The sequence below is a fragment of the Variovorax sp. KBW07 genome, from assembly GCF_003852515.1.
Taxonomy (GTDB): Bacteria; Pseudomonadota; Gammaproteobacteria; order Burkholderiales; family Burkholderiaceae_C; genus Variovorax.
On sequence record NZ_QAJK01000043.1, the window covers coordinates 35,993 to 51,600 of the forward strand.

Sequence of the window (15,608 nt, forward strand, 5' to 3'; positions counted from 1 at the left end):
TCTTTCTCACCTGTCGATCTCGCCGAACACGATGTCCATCGTGCCGATCACCGCGACAGCGTCGGCGATCATGTGACCGCGCGACATTTCGTCGAGGGCGGCGAGGTGCGGGAAGCCAGGGGCGCGGATCTTCAGGCGGTACGGCTTGTTGGCGCCGTCGCTCACGAGATAGATGCCGAACTCGCCCTTCGGATGCTCGACGGCGGCATACGCTTCGCCTTCGGGCACATGGAAGCCTTCGGTGAAGAGCTTGAAATGGTGGATCAGCTCCTCCATGTTCGCCTTCATCGATTCGCGCGCGGGCGCGGCGACCTTGTGGTTGTCGGTGATGACCGGGCCGGGGTTGGCGCGCAGCCATGCCGAGCACTGCTGGATGATCCGGTTGGCCTGGCGCATCTCTTCGACACGGACCAGGTAGCGGTCGTAGCAGTCGCCGGTCTTGCCGACGGGCACGTCGAACTGCATCTGGTCGTAGACGTCGTAGGGCTGCTTCTTGCGCAGGTCCCACTCGATGCCCGAGCCACGCAGCATGGGGCCGGTGAAACCGAGGTTCAGCGCGCGCTCCGGCGTGACCACGCCGATGCCCACGGTGCGCTGCTTCCAGATGCGGTTGTCGGTGAGCAGCGTCTCGTACTCGTCGACCATCTTCGGGAAGCGCTTGCAGAAGTCGTCGATGAAGTCGAGCAGCGAACCCTGGCGGTTTTCGTTGAGACGCTCGATGGCCTTCGCGTTCTTGATCTTGCTGACCTTGTACTGCGGCATCGCGTCCGGCAGGTCGCGATAGACGCCGCCCGGACGGAAGTACGCCGCATGCATGCGCGCGCCGGACACGGCCTCGTACATGTCGAACAGGTCTTCACGCTCGCGGAAGCAGTAGATGAGCATGTTCATCGCACCGCAATCGAGACCGTGCGCGCCGAGCCACAGCAGGTGGTTCAGCAGGCGGGTGATCTCGGCGAACATCACGCGGATGTACTGTGCGCGAACCGGCACGTCGAGGCCCATCATCTTCTCGATGGCCAGGCAGTAGGCGTGCTCGTTGGACATCATCGACACGTAGTCGAGGCGGTCCATGTAGGGCAGCGACTGGATGAAGGTGCGCGATTCGGCGAGCTTCTCGGTGGCGCGGTGCAGCAGGCCGATGTGCGGGTCGGCGCGCTGGATCACTTCGCCGTCGAGCTCGAGCACCAGGCGCAGCACGCCGTGCGCTGCCGGATGCTGGGGACCGAAGTTGAGTGTGTAGTTCTTGATTTCGGCCATATCAGTGCAAACCGCCGCCGTAGTTGTCTTCGCGGATCACGCGGGGCGTGATTTCTCGCGGCTCGATCGATACCGGCTGGTATACGACGCGCTTCTGTTCCTCGTCGTAGCGCATTTCGACGTGACCCGACACCGGGAAGTCCTTGCGGAACGGGTGGCCGATGAAGCCGTAGTCGGTCAGGATGCGGCGCAGGTCGTCGTGGCCATCGAACACGATGCCGTAGAGGTCGAAGGCTTCGCGTTCGAACCAGGTCGCAGCGCTCCAGACGGGCTGCAGCGAGTCGACCACGGGCAGGTCTTCGTTGGGCGCGAACACCTTCAGGCGCACGCGCTGGTTGAGGCTCACGGAAAGCAGGTGCGAGACGACGCAGTAGCGGTCGCCCTGCCACTCGCCTTCGCGGTAGTCGGAATAGTCCATGCCGCAGAGGTCGATCAGCTGCTCGAAACGGCAGCCGGGCGCATCGCGCAGGATGGTCGCGGCGTCGATGTAGTCGGTCGAGCCGACCACCACGGTCACCTCGCCCAGCGCGAGCGTCACGCTCTTGGCCTTGGCGCCGAGCGTCTCGGCGATGGTGGCGCGCAGCACCTCCGGCGAAATTGCAAAGTCAGTCATCGTCGGCAATCTCTCAGGCGCGGGCAATGGTGTTGGTACGGCGAATTTTTTGCTGCAGCTGGATCACGCCATAGAGCAGCGCCTCGGCCGTGGGCGGGCAGCCCGGCACATAGACGTCGACCGGCACGATGCGGTCGCAGCCACGCACCACCGAATAGCTGTAGTGGTAGTAGCCACCGCCATTCGCGCACGAGCCCATCGACAGCACCCAGCGCGGCTCGGGCATCTGGTCATAGACCTTGCGCAGAGCCGGCGCCATCTTGTTGCACAGCGTGCCAGCCACGATCATCAGATCCGACTGACGCGGGCTGGGACGGAACAGCATGCCGAAACGATCGATGTCGTAGCGGGCAGCGCCCGCGTGCATCATTTCCACCGCACAGCATGCGAGGCCGAAAGTCATCGGCCAGAGAGATCCGGTCTTCGCCCAATTCACCACCGAGTCGTAGGTCGTGGTGACGAAGCCTTCTTTGAGAACGCCTTCAATGGCCATTTTGTAGCTTCCTTGTCATTCCCAGTCGAGCGCGCCTTTTTTCCACTCGTAGACGAAGCCCACGACGAGGATGGCGAGAAAGATCATCATGGCCCAGAAGCCGACAGCCCCGATTTCCTTGAGCGCAATGGCCCACGGAAAGAGAAAGGCAATTTCGAGATCGAACAGGATGAAGAGAATCGCGACGAGGTAATAGCGCACATCGAACTTCATGCGCGCATCCTCGAAGGCTTCGAAGCCACACTCGTAGGGAGCGTTCTTCGCGGCGTCGGGCCGATTGGGCCCCAGGATGTATCCGATGACTTGGGGGGCGACGCCTACGCCGACCCCGACCAAAATGAACAAAAGGACGGGAAGGTAGGAATCGAGGTTCATCGAGAAGTTTTCACCGCTTGCCACCGGCAAGAAGAACCTCTGGATGAGGTTTTCTGCCGATGAGATTTGGTGCGGTCGGCGAGACTCGAACTCGCACAGCTTTCGCCACTACCCCCTCAAGATAGCGTGTCTACCAATTTCACCACGACCGCGGTTTTTGCTGTTCAGATGGCATGAGGTACCTGCTAAGGCATTTGGCTTTCTGAACAGCTTTAGAGTTTACCCTGAAATGAAGCCGTTTCTCGCTGGCGGCTGCATGAAAACTCTTTGATTATTTGCTCGGGATCTGGCCCGCACCCGAAACTGGGGCTGCAGGAGCCGAAGCAGGGGCACCAGGAGCCGCAGCAGCAGGAATTTCACCAGCCGCGCCAGGGGCAGGCGTTGCAGGCGCAGCGGGTGCCGCAGGGGCTCCTACAGCGGCACGCTCCAGGAGGCTGCCGCCGCCCGCGGGGCGTGCGTGGCTGAAGTAAGCCAGCAGCAGCGTCGACGCAAAGAACACGGCAGCAAGCACGGCCGTGGTGCGCGAAAGGAAGTTCGCGCTGCCACTGGCGCCGAACAGGCTGCCGGCACTGCCGCTGCCGAAGGCGGCGCCCATGTCGGCGCCCTTGCCGTGCTGGATCAGGATCAGGCCGATCATCGCCAGGGCCGTCAGCATTTGCACGCCGACCAGAAGGTTGAGGACCACGTTCATTCGTTCTTACTCCTAATTGATAGCAGCCGTTGCGCGTTCAGCACGCAGCGGCGGAAATGATCTGCAGAAAGTCAGGCGCCTTGAGCGACGCGCCACCGATGAGGCCACCGTCGATGTCGGCCTGTGCCAGCAGTTCCGCGGCATTGGCCGCGTTCATGCTGCCGCCGTAAAGAATGCTGATGCCCGCCGCATGCTCGCTTGCCGCATGGTGCAGCTGGGCACGCAGCACGGCATGCACCGCTTGCGCCTCCTCCGGCGAAGCCGTCTTGCCCGTGCCAATGGCCCAGACCGGCTCGTAGGCCACGACGATTTCGCTGATGCAGTGGCCATTCACATGGATCACCGCGGCCAGCTGGCGCTTGACGACTTCTTCGGTCTGCTCTGCTTCGCGCTGCGCCAGCGTCTCGCCGACACAGACGATCGGCGTGATGCCATTCGCCAGCGCGGCAGCCGCCTTCGCCGCCACCACCTCGTCGGTTTCACCGTGGTATTGCCGACGCTCGGAGTGACCGACGATGGCATAGCGCACGCCAAAATCCTTCAGCATCGCCGCCGACTGCTCGCCGGTGAATGCGCCTTGCGGATGTGCCGAAACGTCTTGCGCACCGAGCGCGAGCGCCGGCGACCCCGCCAGCAGCGACTGCAGCTGGGCAAAGTACGGCGCAGGCGCACACAGCGCGACATTGCATGCCGCCGGGCTTGCCGCCAAGCCTTGCTGCAAAGCCTTCACCAGCGCCTCGTTGGCGGCCAGGCCGCCATTCATCTTCCAGTTGCCGGCGATCAGTTTCTTCTTGGTTGTCATCGCGTTGCTCTCGTCACCATGTCAGCACGATCTTGCCGATGTGCTGGTTCGATTCCATCAGCGTGTGAGCCTGGGCCGCGCCACTCGGTTCACCCGCCGCCGCAAAAGTGCTGTGAATCACGGGCTTGATGGCGCCGCTTTCGAGCAGCGGCCACACCTTTTCGCGCAAGGCCTTGGCAATGGCGCCCTTGAACGCCACCGGCCGCGGCCGCAGCGTGGAGCCAGTGATGGTGAGACGCCTGCGCAGCACGAGGCCCGCATTGATCTGCGCCTTCACGCCGCCCTGCACCGCAATGATCACCAGCCGGCCGTCTTCGGCCAGGCATTCGATCTCGCGCGCCACGTACTCGCCGGCCACCATGTCGAGGATCACGTCCACGCCCTTGCCACCGGTGAGCTTCTTCGCCTCTTCGACGAAGTCGCTCGTGCGGTAGTTGATGGCGTGGTCGGCACCCAGCTTCTTGCAGGCTTCGCACTTGTCGTCGCTGCCGGCCGTGACGATCACGGTCGCACCCAACGCCTTGGCGATCTGGATCGCCGTGACGCCGATGCCGCTCGAGCCGCCCTGGATCAGGAACGTCTCGCCTTTTTGCAGGCGGCCGCGCTCGAACACATTGCTCCAGACGGTGAAGAAGGTCTCGGGCAGCGAGGCGGCCTCGGTGTCGCTCCAGCCCTTGGGCACCGGCAGGCATTGCGCCACGGGTGCCACGCACAGCTGTGCATAGCCGCCACCGGCAATCAGCGCGCAGACGCGGTCGCCGACCTTGAAACCCGCCTCGGCCAACGCCGCGGCGTCGCCCGACACGATCTCGCCGGCCACTTCGAGGCCCGGCAGATCGGATGCACCCGGCGGCACCGGATAGTTGCCCATCCGCTGCAGCACGTCGGGACGATTGACGCCACTCGCCGCAACGCGGATCAGCAGTTCGCCCGCACCCGCTACCGGGTCGGGACGATCGGCCACGCGCAGCACCTCAGGGGCGCCGAACGAAGTGATTTCAATGGCTTTCATGGTCTTTCGGCCTCCAACGCCCGCATGTGGGGCGAAGCTAGCTGTTCAAAAGATAGCAACGACAGGGAAACCCTGCCGCTGCGCCCTTCTTACTCCTGAGGCTCGCGCGGTGCTTGCGCTTGCTGCTCGCCGGCCGGAGCCTGCGATTGCTGGTCGTTGCGCGGCTGTTGCTGCTGGTCGTTGAAGCGCGGTGCGCGCTCGCCACGATCACCACCACGGTCGCCGCCGCGATCGCCACGGTCCGAACGCTCACGGCGCTCGCCACCACGGTCGCCGCGATCACCACCGCGGTCTTCACGCGGCGGGCGCTCGCTGTATTCCATGCCGGCCGGACGCTCGGTCAGGGCCTTCATGGACAGCTTGACGCGACCCTTTTCGTCCGTCTCCAGAACCTTGACCTTCACGATCTGGCCTTCGCTCAGATAGTCGGTCACCTTCTCGACGCGTTCGTGCGCGATCTGGCTGATGTGCAGCAGGCCATCCTTGCCGGGCAGCAGGTTGATGAGCGCGCCAAAGTCCAGGATCTTCGTGACCGGGCCTTCGTAGACCTTGCCGATTTCGACTTCGGCCGTGATCTGCTCGATGCGCTTCTTGGCCAATTCGGCCTTTTCCGGATCGGTCGAGGCGATGGTGATGGTGCCGTCTTCGTCGATGTTGATCGTCGTGCCGGTTTCTTCCTGCAGGCCACGGATGACCGAGCCGCCCTTGCCGATCACGTCGCGGATCTTCTCGGGGTTGATCTTCAGCGTGGTCAGGCGCGGTGCGAAGCTGGAGACTTCGGCCTTGGCCTCGCCCATGGCTTCCTGCATCTTGCCCAGGATGTGCATGCGCGCTTCCTTGGCCTGCGCCAGTGCGACCTGCATGATTTCCTTGGTGATGCCCTGGATCTTGATGTCCATCTGCAGCGCGGTAATGCCGTTGGTGGTGCCGGCAACCTTGAAGTCCATGTCGCCCAGGTGATCTTCATCACCCAGGATGTCGGTCAGCACCGCGAAGCGGTTGTCTTCCTTGATCAGGCCCATGGCGATACCCGCCACGTGCGCCTTCATGGGCACGCCGGCATCCATCATCGAGAGGCAGCCGCCGCAGACCGAAGCCATCGACGAGGAGCCGTTCGACTCGGTGATTTCCGACACCACGCGAACCGTGTACGGGAATTCTTCCTTGGTCGGCAGCACCGCGACGAGCGCGCGCTTGGCCAGGCGGCCGTGGCCGATTTCGCGGCGCTTGGTCGAGCCCATGCGGCCCACTTCGCCGGTGGCAAAGGGAGGCATGTTGTAGTGGAACAGGAAGCGGTCTTCGTACTCGCCGGCCAGCGCGTCGATGCGCTGTGCGTCGCGCTCGGTGCCCAGCGTGGTGATGACCAGTGCTTGCGTTTCGCCGCGCGTGAACAGGGCCGAGCCGTGGGTACGGGGCAGCACCGAATTGCGGATCTCGATGGGGCGCACGGTGCGCGTGTCGCGGCCGTCGATGCGGGGCTCGCCCGACAGGATCTGGCTGCGCACGATCTTCGATTCGATGGCGAACAGCAGGTCGTTGACCTTGCCGGCGTCGAAGGGCTCGCCGCTTTCCTTCAGCGTGCTCATGACGCTGGCATTGGCTTCGCGCAGGGCTTGCGTGCGGGCTTGCTTGCTGCGGATCTGGTACACGGCGCGCAGCTTTTCTTCGGCCAGGCCCTTGACCTTGGCAACGAAGGCTTCGTCTTCGGCGGGCGCCTGCCAGTCCCACACCGGCTTGCCGGCGTCGCGCACGAGGTCATGGATCGCGTTGATGGCGATGTTGGCTTGCTCGTGGCCGAACACCACGCCGCCGAGCATGATTTCTTCGCTCAGCTGCTGGGCTTCGGACTCGACCATCAGCACGGCGGCTTGCGTGCCGGCGACGACGAGGTCCATCTGCGAATCCTTGCGGGCGGTCTGACCCGGATTCAGCACGTACTGGCCATTGATGTAGCCCACGCGAGCAGCACCGATGGGGCCGCTGAACGGAATGCCCGAGATGGCCAGCGCGGCGCTCACGCCGATCATGGCGGCGATGTCGGCATCGACTTCAGGGTTGAGCGACACGGTGTGGATGACCACGTGCACTTCGTTCAGGAAGCCTTCGGGGAACAGCGGGCGGATCGGACGGTCGATCAGGCGGCTGGTCAGCGTTTCGTGCTCGCTGGGCTTGGCTTCGCGCTTGAAGAAGCTGCCGGGGATCTTGCCGGCGGCGTAGGTCTTCTCGATGTAGTCGACGGTCAGCGGGAAGAAGTCCTGGCCCGGCTTGGCCGACTTGGAGGCGACCACGGTCGCCAGGATCACGGTGCCGTCGATGTCGACCAGCACGGCGCCATTGGCCTGACGGGCGACTTCACCCGTTTCCATGACGACAGTCTTGTCACCCCATTGGAAGGACTTGGTGACTTTGTTGAAGAGGCTCATGTTTTGCTCCTGTTTTAATAGCAAACCACACAGGGCTTGCAAGGGGCGGAGGCTGTCTCAGAACACGATGCCATTCCAGCGAAGCTCGGGAAGAACTTCATTGGAATGACACAGCTTCGCTCTGTTTTGGCACTCCGAAAGTGGATCGCGAAGTAAAAAACGCCTGAGCTAGCGGACTAACCCAGGCGTTTTTTCATGCGATTCGGTTTACTTGCGCAGACCCAGCTTGGCGATCAGCGCGGTGTAACGTTCAGCGTCCTTGGACTTCAGGTAGTCGAGGAGCTTGCGGCGGCGGCTCACCATGCGCAGCAGGCCGCGACGACCGTGGTGGTCCTTGGCGTGCGTCTTGAAGTGGGGGGTGAGCTCGTTGATGCGGGCGGTCAGCAGTGCGACTTGCACTTCTGGGCTACCGGTGTCGTTGGCGGCGCGGGCGTTGTCTTTGACGACTTCGGCCTTGATGGAGGCTGCGATCATTTGAATTTCCTTGTTCCGGGATGTTTGACTTGCGGTGAGCACTGGAACTGCCCTCACCGTGCGCCTTGCGGCATGCAAAGCCTCGGGATTATAGCTCGGCGGCCCGCAGGGGGCTTTCAGGACGTTTCGCACCCCGTCCATCAAGCGAAGCCAGCCCCACGGCGCCCAGCACGCAGGCGGCTCCGCCGATCTGCGCCAAGGTGATACTTTCGCCCAGCCAGACAGCCGCGAGTACCAGCGCGGAAACCGGCAGAAGCGCTGTGAAAAGCGCGGCCTCCGCCCCTTTGAGCCTGGCCGATCCGGCAAACCAGAGGACAAAACCCAGCACCGTCGGCACCAGCGCGTAGTAGGCGACGCCGGCCAGGGACGCGGCGGGCAGCGGTTGCTCCCACGCCCGCTCGAACAACGCCGGCACCGCCGAAAGCAACAGCCCGAACGCCGCCATCAGCGTCGACAGCGCCAGCGGACGCACCGGCACCCGCAGGCGCTTGTTGAGCAGGATGAACATCGCCTCGCAGACGACCGCCCCCAGCACCAGCAGGTTGCCGACCATTGCCGCAGGGGATTTTGAGTCCCCCGCGGCGCCCTCCCCCGGCCAACTGATCGCCAGCACACCCGCCGTCGCCAGCACGATGCTGCCCACCAGATAGCGCCCGGGCCGCTCGCGCAAGGCCAGCACCGCCACCAGCGCGGCGACGGCCGGCAGCGTTCCGGCCACAACACCCGCGCTGGCAGCCGGCGCCCAGCGCACGCCCAGGATCAACAGCACCGTGTAGCCGACACTGCCCAGCCCGGCCTGGCAGAGCAACAGCACCAGGTCGCGCCGGTCAGGACGAGGCCACGGCGTGCGCGCCACCCGCAGCAGCAGAAGAAACACCGGCAGCGCCATCGCGAATCGCAGCGCCGTCGCGGTGAAAGGCGGCAAGCCGCCCGCAATCACCTTGCTGGCGACGACGGTGCTGCCGACCGTGACCATCGCCAGGGCGCACAGCACCATTCCCTTGAGTCGTTCCGACATGCATGACCTTTCGCTTTCGATGAAAGGTCGAGCTTCGCGGGCCGGGCGCGCCGCGTATTGAACGAAATTGCAGCCGGCCGGATCAGGCCTTGGGCCGGGGCTGTTCGGCCAGCCAGTTGCGCAGGCGCTCCACGCCCTTCACCAGCCGTTGCGGGTCTTTCGACGCAAAGCACCAGCGCAGCCATCCTTGCGCCTCGGGTGCGAAGGCATTGCCCGGCGCAAGCCCCAGGCCGGCTTCGACCACCAGGCGCTTGGCCACTTCGAGAGAATCGCCGAAACCATCGAGCCTGAAGAAGGCATACATGCCGCCCTTGGCCGATGCCACCTGCACGCCCGGCACGGCGGCCAGCAGCGGCACCAGCGTGTCGCGGCACAGCTTCAGGTGCGCCACCACGCGCGGCGTGATCTCGGCCGTGTGCTCGATGGCCGCAATGGCGGCGCGCTGCGTGAACACACTGGCGCACGAAGTGTTGAACTCGATCAGCTTGCCGATGCCCTCCACCATCGCCGGCGGCAGCACCAGCCAGCCCAGGCGCCAACCCGTCATGAGGAAGCTCTTCGAAAAGCTGTGCGTCACCACGAGCCGGTCGTCGGGTTTGGAAATGTCGAGAAAGCTCGGCGCGCAGCCGTTCGGCGTCGGCTCGAAATACAGCCGCTCGTACACCTCGTCGGCAAGGATCCAGGTGCCGGTCTGGCGGCAGTGGTCGAGCACCGCCTGCTGCTCGTCGCGCGTCATGGTCCAGCCCGTGGGATTGTTGGGCGCATTGACGATCAAAAGCCTGGTCTTCGGCGTGACCGCGGCGCGCAGCGCGGGCAGGTCGAGCGTCCACTGCCCCGCCACCGGCACCAGCGGCACCGTGCGCACCTGCGCACCCATGATCGCGGGCTGCGCCGTGAGGTTGGGCCACACCGGCGTGACCGCCACCACGTCGTCGCCGGCTTCGACCAGTGCCTGCACCGCCAGCATCAGCGCGCTCACGCCGCCCGAGGTGACGGCGATGCGCGAGGCATCGACGGCCGGGTGCAGCGAGCTGGTGTAGCGCGCAATCGCCTCGCGCAATTCGGGCAGGCCAAGGTTGTGCGCGTAGAAGGTTTCGCCGCGCTGCAGCGACTCGATGGCCGCCTGGCGAATCACCTCGGGCGTGACCTCGTCGCTTTCGCCGAACCAGAAGGCCAGCACGTCGTCGCGGCCCATGCCGGCATTGGCGACTTCGCGGATCTTCGACGCTTCGAGGTTGTGAATGGCTTCACGCATGAGCTGTTGTCCTGTTCTTCAAATCAAGGTCTCTTCATCTTGCACGAGGTCGGCAACTCGGCGCGTTCGGGGGCGATGGTCTTGACCACGCGGAAGCCGTAGCCGGAGCCCTCGACATCGAACTGCACGCCGGGCTTGCCCTGCCTGTCCATCACGCCGACCACCAGTTGCTGCTGGAACTGATGGTCCGTCGCGCGCATGCGGCCACGCTGGCCGTACAGGCTCACGTCGGCCTGCTCCAGCGCACGCGCCAGAGCCACGGCATCGACACCGCCCGCGCGCTCGGCGGCCTGCACCAGCGACTCGATCATCAATTGCAGGCGCATGTGCACGTAGTCGTCGGCCGGCTTCGGAAAACGCGTGCGGAAGGCCCGGTAGAAGGCTTCGGATTGAGACGTCTGCACATTCGGCAGCCAGTCTGCCACCGCCACCACGCGGCCGATGCCGGCATCGCCGATGGCAGTCGGCGCGCCGAGCGCATTGCCGTAAAACGTATAGAAACTGCCGTTGAAACCGGCTTCGCGCGCGGCCTTCACGAGCAACGTGAGGTCGTTGCCCCAGTTGCCGGTCACCACGGCCTGCGCGCCGCTTGCGATGATCTTCGTGGCATAGGGCGCGAAGTCTTTCACCTTGCCCATCGGATGCAGTTCGTCGCCGACGATCTCCACGTCGGGCCGCTGCACGCCAAGCTGCCGGCGCGATTCGCGCAGCACCGCCTGGCCGAAGCTGTAGTCCTGCCCGATCAGGTAGACGCGCTTGAGCGCGGCGTCGTCCTTCACCACGTCCATCAGCGCAGCCACGCGCATGTCGGCATGCGCATCGAAGCGAAAGTGCCAGAAGCTGCAGCGCTCGTTGGTCAGCACCGGATCGACCGCCGCGTAGTTCAGGAAGATCACGCGCCGCGAGGGGTCGCGCTCGTTGTTCTTGTCGATGGCATCGACCAACGCCGACGCCGTGGCCGACGAGTTGCCCTGCAGCACGATGCGCGCGCCGTCGTCCATGGCCGCGCGCAACGCCGAAAGGGCTTCCTCGTTCTGTCCCTTGCTGTCGTAGCGGTCGAGCTGCAGCGGCCTTGCGCCACCCGGCAGCTTCACGCCGCCACGCGCATTGACCCGCTCCACGGCCCACAGCAGGTTGCGAAACACCGCCTCGCCCGTGTTGGCAAACGGGCCGCTCATGCTTTCGATCAGCGCGAGGCGGATGGGCGCGGGTTGCGGCGCCTGCGCAAGCGCCGCGAAGGGGCTCGCGCATAGCGCCAGCGCCGCGAATTTCAAGGCCTTTCGGCGCCAAATAAAGGGGGGATTCATCGTCTTGAAACGCGTGCGGCTGCGCCTAGATGAGGTGTCAAGCGGCACTCAGGATTGAATGGCCGCGCAGTGTAAGGGACACACATTCCTTGTCCCCATTGTGTTCATTCAGGAGCTTTGCATCATGTTTTTCGCACCCACGATCCGCACCACCCGTTTCGTTCCCCGCTCGCACGACCGCGCCTTCGAACGCTTCGTGAACGATGCCTTTGCAGGCAGCCGCCGCTCGCCGCTCGTCGAGCAGGACGACACCAGCTGGACCCTCTCGCTCGACGTGCCGGGCCTCTCGCGTGAAGACCTGTCGATCAGCATCGAAGGTGCGGTGGTCCGCATCGACAGCAAGGCCGAAGCCAAGCGCCAGTTCAAGGCCGCCTACGAGCTGCCGCAAGACATCGACGTGGCCACCAGCAGCGCCAAGCTCGAGAACGGCGTGCTCACGCTGAAGCTCGGAAAACTCGTTCAGGCAAGCCAGGCGTCGCAGTTGCAAATCGACTAGTTTTGCCTATGCCCACAAGAGGAAAATGTTAGTAGCGGCTTGTTTTTGACTTTAAACAAGCACCCTATTCACAATAGCGCTGAATAACGTCACATGATGTGACGTTTTCTTAGTACTTTCTTCTTCGTGGGCGTCTCGCAAACGCATCGAGTTCCCGACGGTGCGGATCGGGTGCCCCCAAAAGGCACCATGAAAACGCACTTTCAGCCCGCCAACGACACCCATCGTTCCGACACGCTCCTGATCTTTCTTCCGGGCGCGTACCTCAAGCCTGAAGATTTCGAGCGCGAAGGCTTCATCAGCGCCGTCCGCGAGCGCCACTTGGCCGCCGACTCGCTGCTGGTGGACGCCGACGTTTCCTACTACTACGACCAGACGCTCAGCGATCGCCTGCATGCGGACGTCATCGAGCCGCAGCGCGCCAAGGGCTACACCTCGATCTGGCTGGTGGGCATTTCCATCGGCGGCTTCGGCGCGCTGATCCATGAACTGGCGCGGCCGGGCGCGGTGGACGGCATCGTGGCACTGGCCCCGTACCTGGGTCGCCGGGTGCTCGGCGCGGAGATCAAGAAGGCCGGCGGCCTGCGCACCTGGCAGGCGCCCACCGGACCGCAGCCCGACGAGGAACCCGACCGCAAGCTCTGGCCCTTCTTCCAGCAATACCTGGCGCCGAAGCCCGCAAAGAACCTGCCACAGCTCTACCTGGGTTTCGGCCTGGCCGACCGCTTTGCCAGCAACCACAAGCTGCTGGCGGACGCCCTGCCCCCGGGCCGCGTGTTCACCACCGAAGGCGGCCACGACTGGCCCGAGTGGCGCCAGCTCTGGCGCAATGTGCTCGACGTGCTGCCGCTGCCCTCGATGGGCCGCGCGCGGCAACAGCCGGTTACGCGGTTTCCGGTAGCGACGTCGCGCTCGTCATCAGCGATGCCATCGGCCATCGCGGCTTGACGTCGAAGGCGTAGCGCTCACTGGCCTGCGACAGGCCCGACTGCAGGCGCATGGCGGCGGCCATGGCGATCATGGCGCCGTTGTCGGTGCACAGGTGCAGCTCGGGGTAGTGCACGCGCACGCCGCGCTTCGCACAGGCGGCATTCAGTTGCTCGCGCAGGTTCCTGTTGGCCCCCACGCCGCCGGCCACCACCAGCCGCTTCAGCCCGGTCTGGTCGAGCGCGGCAAGCGATTTTTTCAGCAGCACCTCGACGATGGCCGCCTGCGTCGATGCCGCCAGGTCGGCCTTGCTGGCTTCGAGCTGGTCGCCGAGCTTCTTGGCCTGCGTGAGCACCGCCGTCTTCAGCCCGGCAAATGAAAAGTCGAGATCGCCGCTGTGCAGCAATGGCCGCGGCAGCTTGAATGCCGTGGCGCTCCCGCCCTCGGCCAGCTTGGCGAGCCAGGGGCCGCCGGGATACGGCAGGCCCATGAGCTTGGCGCTTTTGTCGAAAGCCTCGCCGGCTGCGTCGTCGATGGTTTCGCCGAGCAGTTCGTAGCGCCCCACGCCATCGACCCGCATCAATTGCGTGTGGCCGCCCGAGACCAGCAGCGCGACAAATGGAAACTCCGGTGGATCGGCGCTCAGGAACGGCGACAGCAGGTGCCCTTCGAGGTGATGCACGCCCAGCACCGGCTTGCCCAGCGCCACGCCCAGCGCGCAGGCCACGCCCGCGCCCACGAGCAGCGCGCCCGCCAGCCCCGGCCCACGGGTGTAGGCCACCACGTCGATCTCGCCCAATGAGCGCCCGGCCTCGGCCATGACGGCTTCGGTCAGCGGCAGCACGCGGCGGATGTGGTCGCGGCTGGCCAGTTCGGGCACCACGCCGCCGTAGGCCTGGTGCATGGCGATCTGGCTGTGCAGCGCGTGCGAAAGCAGCACCGGCAGCGCGTCGCCGTGCGACTCGACCAGCGCCACGCCGGTTTCATCGCAGGATGATTCGATTCCCAACAAGAGCATGCCGCGAGTGTAGGTGGCGCCTGCCGGGGGTGCCCGCGAAGGGGCAAGCGCGGGCCAAGGCACGGATGTTGCAGCGGCGGTGTGGCGCCCTCTTTGATCTCTCTCCTTGCCACCCACCATGAAATCCGGCCTGCATTTCCTCATCGCCGCCCGCCAGTGCGAAATCGACGAGCTGGACCAGCTCGCCCGCACCAGCGAACTGGTCGGCGTGATCGGCCGGATGGTGCATGCGCTGCAGCGCGAACGCGGCATGTCCAACATGTTCCTCGCCTCGCGCGGCAGCCGCTTTGCCGAGCAGCGCGATCCGCAGATCGCCGAGTGCCTGGCGCTCGAGCAGGAGGTGCGCAACGGTTTCGACCAACTGGAGACCGAAGCCCGCCAGCGCGCCAGTGCCGGCAACAGCGCCCGCCTGTTCAGCCGCATCGCCTGGGTGCTGCCCGGCCTGGACGCCCTGCCCGCGCTGCGCCGCCGCGTGGCCGCGCTCGAGCTCGATCCGGCGCAATCGACCGCGGCTTTCGCCAAGCTCGTCGCCGGCCTGCTGGCCGTGGTGTTCGAGGCGGCCGATGGCGCCACCGACCCCGAGATCTCGCGCCTGCTGGTCGCGATGTTCAACTTCATGCAGGGCAAGGAGTTCGCGGGCCAGGAGCGGGCCTTCGGCGCCGCCACGCTGGCGCTGGGCCACGGCAGCGAGGCGCAGCGCGTGCAGTGGCTGCACCTGATCGAATCGCAGGAGCGCTGCTTCCAGGTGTTCACCGATTTCTCCAGCGAAGACGTGCTGGCGCTCTGGCGCAAGAGCGAGTCGAGCGCCACCACGGCCGAGCTGGAGCGCCTGCGCCGCGTAGGCACGACGTCGGCCGCCACGCCCGAAGCGCCCTACAGCCAGCTGAGCCAGAACTGGTTCGACTGTTGCACCCGCCGCATAGACGGCATGCGAACGGTCGAAGACCGCCTCGCAGCCGACCTGCGCGCCCTGTGCGACCGCAAGACGATGCAGGCGCGCACCGACCTGGAGGCGTACCGGCAACTGCTGGGCACGCTGGCGCCGCAGTCCGACGGCGCGCTGTTCTTCGACGACGCAGGCACGGAAGCGCTGGCTCCAACGCCGTACGGACGCGGGCTGGAGCGCTCGGTGCTGGACATGGTGCGGGAGCAATCGCAGCGTCTGCAGGCGATGAGCGACGAACTGGAGACGGTTCGCGCGTCGCTGAACGAACGCAAGGTGGTGGAGCGTGCCAAGGGCCTGCTGATGGCGCACCGTCGCCTGAGCGAGGACGAGGCTCACAAGATGCTGCGGCAGACGGCCATGAACCAGAAGCGCAGGCTGGTCGATGTCGCCGAGTCGATGCTGGCGATGGCGGATTACCTGCCGTTGCCGGATGCTCGTTCGCCGCGCTGATCGGCCTTGTTTGGTGTCTGAGGGCTTGCAGTTCAGGGCGACGCTCAC

General features: G+C 65.2%; 16 protein-coding genes and 1 tRNA gene. 3 read left to right on the forward strand and 14 right to left on the reverse strand.

The window, feature by feature from the left end:
• Nucleotides 1–6 precede the first annotated feature (6 nt).
• The 13 genes from DBV14_RS09170 to DBV14_RS09230 form a co-directional block, all read right to left on the reverse strand.
• Nucleotides 7–1,260: an NADH-quinone oxidoreductase subunit D gene (locus DBV14_RS09170; RefSeq protein WP_124458877.1), complete on the reverse strand. Its 1,254-nt coding sequence runs from the start codon at nt 1,258–1,260 to the stop codon at nt 7–9.
• Between the two features lies 1 nt (nt 1,261).
• Complete coding sequence (locus DBV14_RS09175) at nt 1,262–1,873, reverse strand: NADH-quinone oxidoreductase subunit C (RefSeq protein WP_124458878.1); 612 nt, start codon at nt 1,871–1,873, stop codon at nt 1,262–1,264.
• 13 nt (nt 1,874–1,886) lie between these two features.
• The gene (locus DBV14_RS09180) at nt 1,887–2,366 is read right to left on the reverse strand and encodes an NADH-quinone oxidoreductase subunit B family protein (RefSeq protein ID WP_007837763.1); all 480 of its coding nucleotides are present in this window, start codon (nt 2,364–2,366) and stop codon (nt 1,887–1,889) included.
• A 15-nt stretch (nt 2,367–2,381) separates the two neighbouring features.
• A complete protein-coding gene (locus DBV14_RS09185) occupies nt 2,382–2,741 on the reverse strand; it encodes an NADH-quinone oxidoreductase subunit A (protein WP_055805154.1) in 360 nt (119 codons plus the stop codon).
• A gap of 67 nt (nt 2,742–2,808) precedes the next feature.
• Nucleotides 2,809–2,893 (reverse strand) — tRNA-Leu (locus DBV14_RS09190).
• A 119-nt stretch (nt 2,894–3,012) separates the two neighbouring features.
• Nucleotides 3,013–3,432 (reverse strand): preprotein translocase subunit SecG, encoded by a 420-nt coding sequence (gene secG, locus DBV14_RS09195; RefSeq protein ID WP_124458879.1) that lies wholly within the window; start codon nt 3,430–3,432, stop codon nt 3,013–3,015.
• 37 nt (nt 3,433–3,469) lie between these two features.
• Nucleotides 3,470–4,234 (reverse strand): triose-phosphate isomerase, encoded by a 765-nt coding sequence (tpiA, locus tag DBV14_RS09200; protein WP_124458880.1) that lies wholly within the window; start codon nt 4,232–4,234, stop codon nt 3,470–3,472.
• 13 nt (nt 4,235–4,247) lie between these two features.
• A complete protein-coding gene (locus DBV14_RS09205; RefSeq protein ID WP_124458881.1) occupies nt 4,248–5,246 on the reverse strand; it encodes an NAD(P)H-quinone oxidoreductase in 999 nt (332 codons plus the stop codon).
• 89 nt (nt 5,247–5,335) lie between these two features.
• Entirely contained in the window at nt 5,336–7,669 is a 2,334-nt protein-coding gene (gene pnp, locus DBV14_RS09210) for a polyribonucleotide nucleotidyltransferase (protein WP_124458882.1), read from the reverse strand.
• A gap of 207 nt (nt 7,670–7,876) precedes the next feature.
• On the reverse strand, nt 7,877–8,143 hold the full coding sequence (rpsO, locus tag DBV14_RS09215; RefSeq protein WP_056579564.1) for a 30S ribosomal protein S15: 267 nt from the start codon (nt 8,141–8,143) through the stop codon (nt 7,877–7,879).
• A gap of 88 nt (nt 8,144–8,231) precedes the next feature.
• A complete protein-coding gene (locus DBV14_RS09220) occupies nt 8,232–9,161 on the reverse strand; it encodes a DMT family transporter (protein WP_124458883.1) in 930 nt (309 codons plus the stop codon).
• An 82-nt stretch (nt 9,162–9,243) separates the two neighbouring features.
• The gene (locus tag DBV14_RS09225; protein WP_124458884.1) at nt 9,244–10,416 is read right to left on the reverse strand and encodes a pyridoxal phosphate-dependent aminotransferase; all 1,173 of its coding nucleotides are present in this window, start codon (nt 10,414–10,416) and stop codon (nt 9,244–9,246) included.
• A 23-nt stretch (nt 10,417–10,439) separates the two neighbouring features.
• Nucleotides 10,440–11,723, reverse strand: a complete 1,284-nt coding sequence (locus tag DBV14_RS09230; protein WP_124458885.1) for a branched-chain amino acid ABC transporter substrate-binding protein — start codon at nt 11,721–11,723, stop codon at nt 10,440–10,442.
• A 124-nt stretch (nt 11,724–11,847) separates the two neighbouring features.
• Here DBV14_RS09230 and DBV14_RS09235 point away from each other — a divergent pair, with 124 nt between their 5' ends.
• Together DBV14_RS09235 and DBV14_RS09240 are read left to right on the forward strand one after the other, a co-directional pair.
• Nucleotides 11,848–12,219 (forward strand): Hsp20/alpha crystallin family protein, encoded by a 372-nt coding sequence (locus DBV14_RS09235; RefSeq protein WP_124458886.1) that lies wholly within the window; start codon nt 11,848–11,850, stop codon nt 12,217–12,219.
• A 189-nt stretch (nt 12,220–12,408) separates the two neighbouring features.
• Complete coding sequence (locus DBV14_RS09240; protein WP_124458887.1) at nt 12,409–13,167, forward strand: alpha/beta hydrolase; 759 nt, start codon at nt 12,409–12,411, stop codon at nt 13,165–13,167.
• Here DBV14_RS09240 and tsaD read toward each other — a convergent pair.
• On the reverse strand, nt 13,103–14,164 hold the full coding sequence (gene tsaD / locus DBV14_RS09245; protein WP_124458888.1) for a tRNA (adenosine(37)-N6)-threonylcarbamoyltransferase complex transferase subunit TsaD: 1,062 nt from the start codon (nt 14,162–14,164) through the stop codon (nt 13,103–13,105). The two genes, DBV14_RS09240 and tsaD, sit on opposite strands and share 65 nt — an antisense overlap.
• A 118-nt stretch (nt 14,165–14,282) precedes the next feature.
• On the opposite strand from tsaD, the gene DBV14_RS09250 reads away from it, so the two are divergent.
• Nucleotides 14,283–15,560, forward strand: a complete 1,278-nt coding sequence (locus tag DBV14_RS09250; protein WP_124458889.1) for a nitrate regulatory protein — start codon at nt 14,283–14,285, stop codon at nt 15,558–15,560.
• The last annotated feature ends 48 nt before the right edge of the window (nt 15,561–15,608 follow it).